Annotated in this window: 7 protein-coding genes; all 7 read right to left on the bottom strand. The window is 43.6% G+C overall.

What is annotated here, in order from left to right:
- Nucleotides 1-174: 174 nt before the first annotated feature.
- On the bottom strand, nucleotides 175-864 hold the full coding sequence (locus tag WB217_RS04775) for a hypothetical protein (RefSeq protein ID WP_423991143.1): 690 nt from the start codon (nucleotides 862-864) through the stop codon (nucleotides 175-177).
- Nucleotides 861-1,607, bottom strand: coding sequence for a hypothetical protein (locus WB217_RS04780; RefSeq protein WP_423991145.1), 747 nt, complete (start codon nucleotides 1,605-1,607; stop codon nucleotides 861-863). Before WB217_RS04780 ends, WB217_RS04775 begins: the two co-directional genes overlap by 4 nt.
- Nucleotides 1,588-2,490, bottom strand: a complete 903-nt coding sequence (locus WB217_RS04785; protein WP_423991147.1) for an ATP-binding cassette domain-containing protein — start codon at nucleotides 2,488-2,490, stop codon at nucleotides 1,588-1,590. The genes WB217_RS04780 and WB217_RS04785 overlap by 20 nt, the downstream gene beginning before the upstream one ends.
- A 3-nt stretch (nucleotides 2,491-2,493) precedes the next feature.
- Nucleotides 2,494-2,874 carry a GntR family transcriptional regulator gene (locus tag WB217_RS04790; protein WP_423991149.1) on the bottom strand — a complete coding sequence of 127 codons (381 nt, stop codon included), beginning with the start codon at nucleotides 2,872-2,874 and terminating at the stop codon, nucleotides 2,494-2,496.
- 149 nt (nucleotides 2,875-3,023) lie between these two features.
- Nucleotides 3,024-3,338 (bottom strand): hypothetical protein, encoded by a 315-nt coding sequence (locus WB217_RS04795; RefSeq protein WP_423991151.1) that lies wholly within the window; start codon nucleotides 3,336-3,338, stop codon nucleotides 3,024-3,026.
- Between the two features lie 183 nt (nucleotides 3,339-3,521).
- Nucleotides 3,522-3,746: a hypothetical protein gene (locus WB217_RS04800; RefSeq protein WP_423991153.1), complete on the bottom strand. Its 225-nt coding sequence runs from the start codon at nucleotides 3,744-3,746 to the stop codon at nucleotides 3,522-3,524.
- Between the two features lie 76 nt (nucleotides 3,747-3,822).
- Nucleotides 3,823-4,577 (bottom strand): ABC transporter ATP-binding protein (locus WB217_RS04805; protein WP_423991155.1); only part of this gene is annotated, 755 nt, incomplete at its 5' end.

The following is a 4,577-nucleotide window of genomic DNA, read 5'->3' on the forward strand; positions in this document are numbered from 1 at the left end:
AGGAGCGAAGCGACGAGGAGGCTCAGCGCCAGCCCCGCGGAAAGCGAAGCGCCTGGAACGAAAATCAACAGACCCGTTTTTTACATTTCAACCAATTTTAAAAACTTTAACAAGCTCGATTTTTATCGAATTTGTATACAGTCAGAACCCCCTCAAAGAAGAGGGGTTTCCAGTTTAGTTAATCACTTGCCCGTCACCGCTGATTTCTGTATCAGCAGGAACCCGGATATAAAGGAACTCCATTCCTTGCATCATTCCATATCCGTTGCTGTTTTGCTCTCCGTATTCGGAGAACTGCGTGAATGGAAATGCATTCGAAAACTTTACAACTTTGATTGTTACAGGGTCGATAGGAAAGATTTTCAGAGTTGCATCAGCCATTTCGATCTCTGGTGATGGGAAACGGTCGGTTATATCAATATTGTCTAAATAGGAATAAGTAGAGTAATGAGTCACTTCCACTTTCCCCTCAAGGGAATCCACCTTTTCAATGAAGATTTGTGCATTCTGATTCATATTCTTAACGTCCAAAAGCTGATCTTTGAGTGAAAATTCCCAGGAGTCTTTTTTGATGAGTCCTTCTGCTTCATCAACCTTCCCGGATTCAATAGTATGATAAATATCACCATTCAGCCTATCGTATTCTTCTATTTCCTTATCAGTAAGATAATCACCTTTGAAGGTATCCTCCACGGTTACCATAAGTGATAGAATCCCAGCCACCAGCAGGATCATGAAGTATGCTGCGAAAATTTTCGTGGTCCCGCTTCCGCTCATGAACCTTGCTCCAAAAAGCTTATTGGAAAAACCTCCGAAACTAAGCATCAGCAGGATGATAATGAATACCAGAAAGACTATGCTCATTTCCTCACCTCCAGGCTGTTCGAGATCCAGGCCGAGATTCCGTAGGCAAACGCGGAAGCAACCAGTACTTTTAACGCAAACAACAGAAAGGACGTTTCTCTCACAAAAATTTGTCCGATATCAATCACAAAGGTTGACTCACTGGCCAGGAATACATTTAGGAAAAGACTGCCGAAAAGGAGCCCAGGAATAATGATCATAAAAACCTTGCTCCTTTGGACCAGCATGCCTACCAGGTAGCCGATTGCGGTGAACAGGAACAGATACAGGATGGTGGCAGCAGCACCCTCAGCCATTTGCAGGACTGTCAAATGCTGGCTTACGATGAACTCTCGATCCTTCAGGAAAAAAATCACCATCTTTAACGATTGACTTGCAAGCACAAATGTAACTCCGCCGATCACACTTGCCCAGCCGAGGAACAGGATGTTCGCTAAATGGCTGCTCAGCCTGTTGGCCACAAAAGTATAATCATCATACCGATAGGCCTGGGTCGTAACGACAATGGCTGAAATGAAGGCCCAGATCATCATGAAGGCGATAATGATATTGCCCGAGTAGTTTTTCATATCGTAGCTGAAAGTATCAGAGCCTCCGCCCCCTCCGCCTTCTCCGCCAAGAGAAAACAGGATGGCCATTACTTGCAGCAGCATCAATGATGTGAACATGCCGCGAAAGGATTTGAGCTTGAAGCGGAACTGTTTTTTTACAATATCCCACAGACTAACCTTTGTTAAATACATCATCAATCCCACCCTTCTCCTGGCTCGTCAAGTACAGACAGAGATCCTCATTTGAAATCGTCGAGAACTCCAGGCCGCTTTTTATCGCAGCCGCAATCTGGTCATCGGAAAGTTCATTGCGGATGACTCCATACGTCCGGCCAAAACTTTCCTCGCTCTTATGGAATACTTCATGACTGCGAAGCCAATGGTTGACGGCTTCCTCTTTACCACTGACGACGATCGCATACTCACGCAGTTCTTCAACAGGCATATGCAAAAATTGCTTCCCGTCCTTCAGCAGAAGAATATCTTCCAGGATGTCCTCGACCTCACTCAAATGATGGCTTGAGATGATGATCGTCCGCGGATGGGCGATATAATCCTTCAGCAGCGCCCGGTAAAAATCCTTCCTGACACCTGCATCCATTCCGTTTGTCGGTTCATCGAAAATGGTCAAAGGACAGCGTGCCGCCAATCCTAAAATCGCGTTGAATGTATTCTTCATTCCCTTTGACAGCCCTGCATGGGTCTGCTTTGGGTGGAGAGAAAAATAGTCGAACAGGTTCCTAGCCAGTTTCATGTCCCAGTTCGGGTAAAAGTCGGCTGCAGTCTCGAGAAGTTCCTCCAGGTTCAGGGCCGCCGGCAAATTCATGTCATTATCAATCATGATCAGATTCGCCGATACCATTAAATTATTAAATGGATATTCGCCAAAAACCCTTATGTCCCCTGACGTTTCTTTTATAAAACCGGCTGCAATTTTCAGCATCGTCGTCTTGCCGGCACCATTCCTGCCAATAAGGCCGGTAATCTTATTTTCCCCCAGTGAAAATGTAAGATCATCCAGGGCTTTTTTCTTTCCATATGCTTTGGTTACCATATTGAACTCCAGTACACTCACCGTTTACTCCCCCTTTAGTTCCCGTTTCGCTTCCTGGATCATTGCAATCAATTCCTCTACCGTCACCTGGAGGTGTTCAGCTTCTCTCACCAATTCTGCCACCAATGACTTCAATGTCTGATTCCTCCGTTTCACAGTAATAATTCCCTTCGCTTCTGCGGATACGAACATCCCAAGACCGCGCTTTTTATATAGGATGTTTTCATCCGCTAAAATATTCAACCCTTTTGCCGCTGTCGCTGGATTGATGTTCAGCATCTCCGCAAGCTGGTATTGGGAATACACCTTCTCATCCATCTTGATACTCTCGCTGAGGATCTCCGTTTCCAGCCACTCAGCTATTTGGATGTAAATTGGTTTCATGCTATCTGAATTAAGGATCAATCCCGTACCTCCTTTAACAGGTCCATAGTGCATTACTGTTGTAATGTACTATATAACATTTCATAAAATTTTACAAGGGATTTTTAACCATTTTTTACCGAAAGAAAAAAACCCTCACAATTGAGGGTTCGAGAAAAAGTAGTTTCGAGCTATGCTTTCTTCTGTTTTTTATCAATTAATAGCATCAATCCACTGATGATCAGCAAAATAAGGGGAATCGTCTGAATGAATAGAAACCCTTTGAAAAAATCGAAGAAATTACTCTCTGGTGAATCCGTAGCCATCCCCCCAATGAAAAATGCGATGGGGGCTGCAAGGATATTCAGCCCAAGACAAAAAATAAAATAGGATAAGCTTTTATTTTTCATTTTAATAGATTGTGCTTTATTAAATAAATATACAGCAGAAACGGCAATGACCGCGATTGTCCCATAATAGCTTCCATACATCAAAAATGTATCCACTTTAGTATTCCCCCAAGTTATGAATGTGCATTTGAGACCTGGTCTATCAATTGTCCTCAACTGGTAGTAGTATTAGAAATATTAACAACAGTGGCTCCTATATGATAAACACACTCTCTTTTATATTTTATTTCCTATATGCTTACCATAAAGAAACCCCTCTAAAAAGAGGGGCTTTGGTAACTACAGGACCTTCGTATTTTCCAGTGGACTCTCAAGCTTCATCTGGTTCAGTTCGATTTTCATTTTCTCGGTTTCAAGCAGGAAGTTTTCATGCTTGAGTCGTTCGAGTTCAATTTCGTCTTTAATCATGTTGTGTTTGATCTTGGCTATTTTTTGATAATGGCTTGTGATAATGGCGACGAGCGGAATCGAAAAGATCATTATGTACATAACCATATCTGTCATGTTACATCACCTCAGCATGATTAATTTGGACTATCTATTTACATCATAGCAAATCGAGAGGAAAAATAAACCATTTTTAAATAGAAGTCTCAAACTGCACCTTATGAAGATTTGCAAAGATGCCTCCCTGTTCGATCAACTCATCATGGCTGCCCTCTTCGGCAATTCCGTCTTCCGTTACCACGACGATTTTGTCTGCGCTGCGAATCGTTGCCAGTCTGTGCGCGATGACAAGTGTAGTCCTATTTTTGGATAGATCGGCGAGCGCGCCTTGGATAATTCTTTCAGTCTCAGTATCTAGTGCTGAGGTTGCTTCATCCAAGATGAGGATTGGCGGATTCTTGAGAAACATCCTGGCAATCGCGATTCGCTGCTTCTGCCCGCCTGACAGCTTCAGTCCGCGCTCTCCGATTTGAGTTTCATAACCATCCGGCAATGACGCGATGAAATCTTCTAAATGGGCCTGCTTTGCGGCTCGAACTATATCTTCGAACTTCGCACCAAGTGAACCATAAGCGATATTTTCGCGGAGCGTTCCTGTGAACAGAAAGACATCCTGCTGGACAATCCCGATCTGGGAGCGCAGCGATTTTTTCGTCATATCGCGAATATCGATTCCATCAATGAAGATGCCACCGTTGTTCACATCATAAAAACGAGGAATCAGCGAGCAAATCGTCGTTTTGCCCGCCCCTGATGGTCCGACAAAGGCGACTGTTTCGCCATGGTTAATTTTCAGGTCAATCCCCTCAAGGACCGGCTTGTTGTTGTCATAGCTGAACGTAACATCACGGAATTCAATATTCCCTTTTAAATGGGCAACCTCGATAG

This window comes from Mesobacillus sp., assembly GCF_049588175.1.
GTDB lineage: Bacteria > Bacillota > Bacilli > Bacillales > Cytobacillaceae > Mesobacillus.

Excerpts from the sequence above, each read along its gene's own strand:
- WB217_RS04800 (WP_423991153.1), bottom strand. The coding sequence starts at position 3,746 with ATGACAGATATGGTTATGTACATAATGATCTTTTCGATTCCGCTCGTC.
- WB217_RS04775 (WP_423991143.1), bottom strand. The coding sequence starts at position 864 with ATGAGCATAGTCTTTCTGGTATTCATTATCATCCTGCTGATGCTTAGT.
- WB217_RS04780 (WP_423991145.1), bottom strand. The coding sequence starts at position 1,607 with ATGTATTTAACAAAGGTTAGTCTGTGGGATATTGTAAAAAAACAGTTC.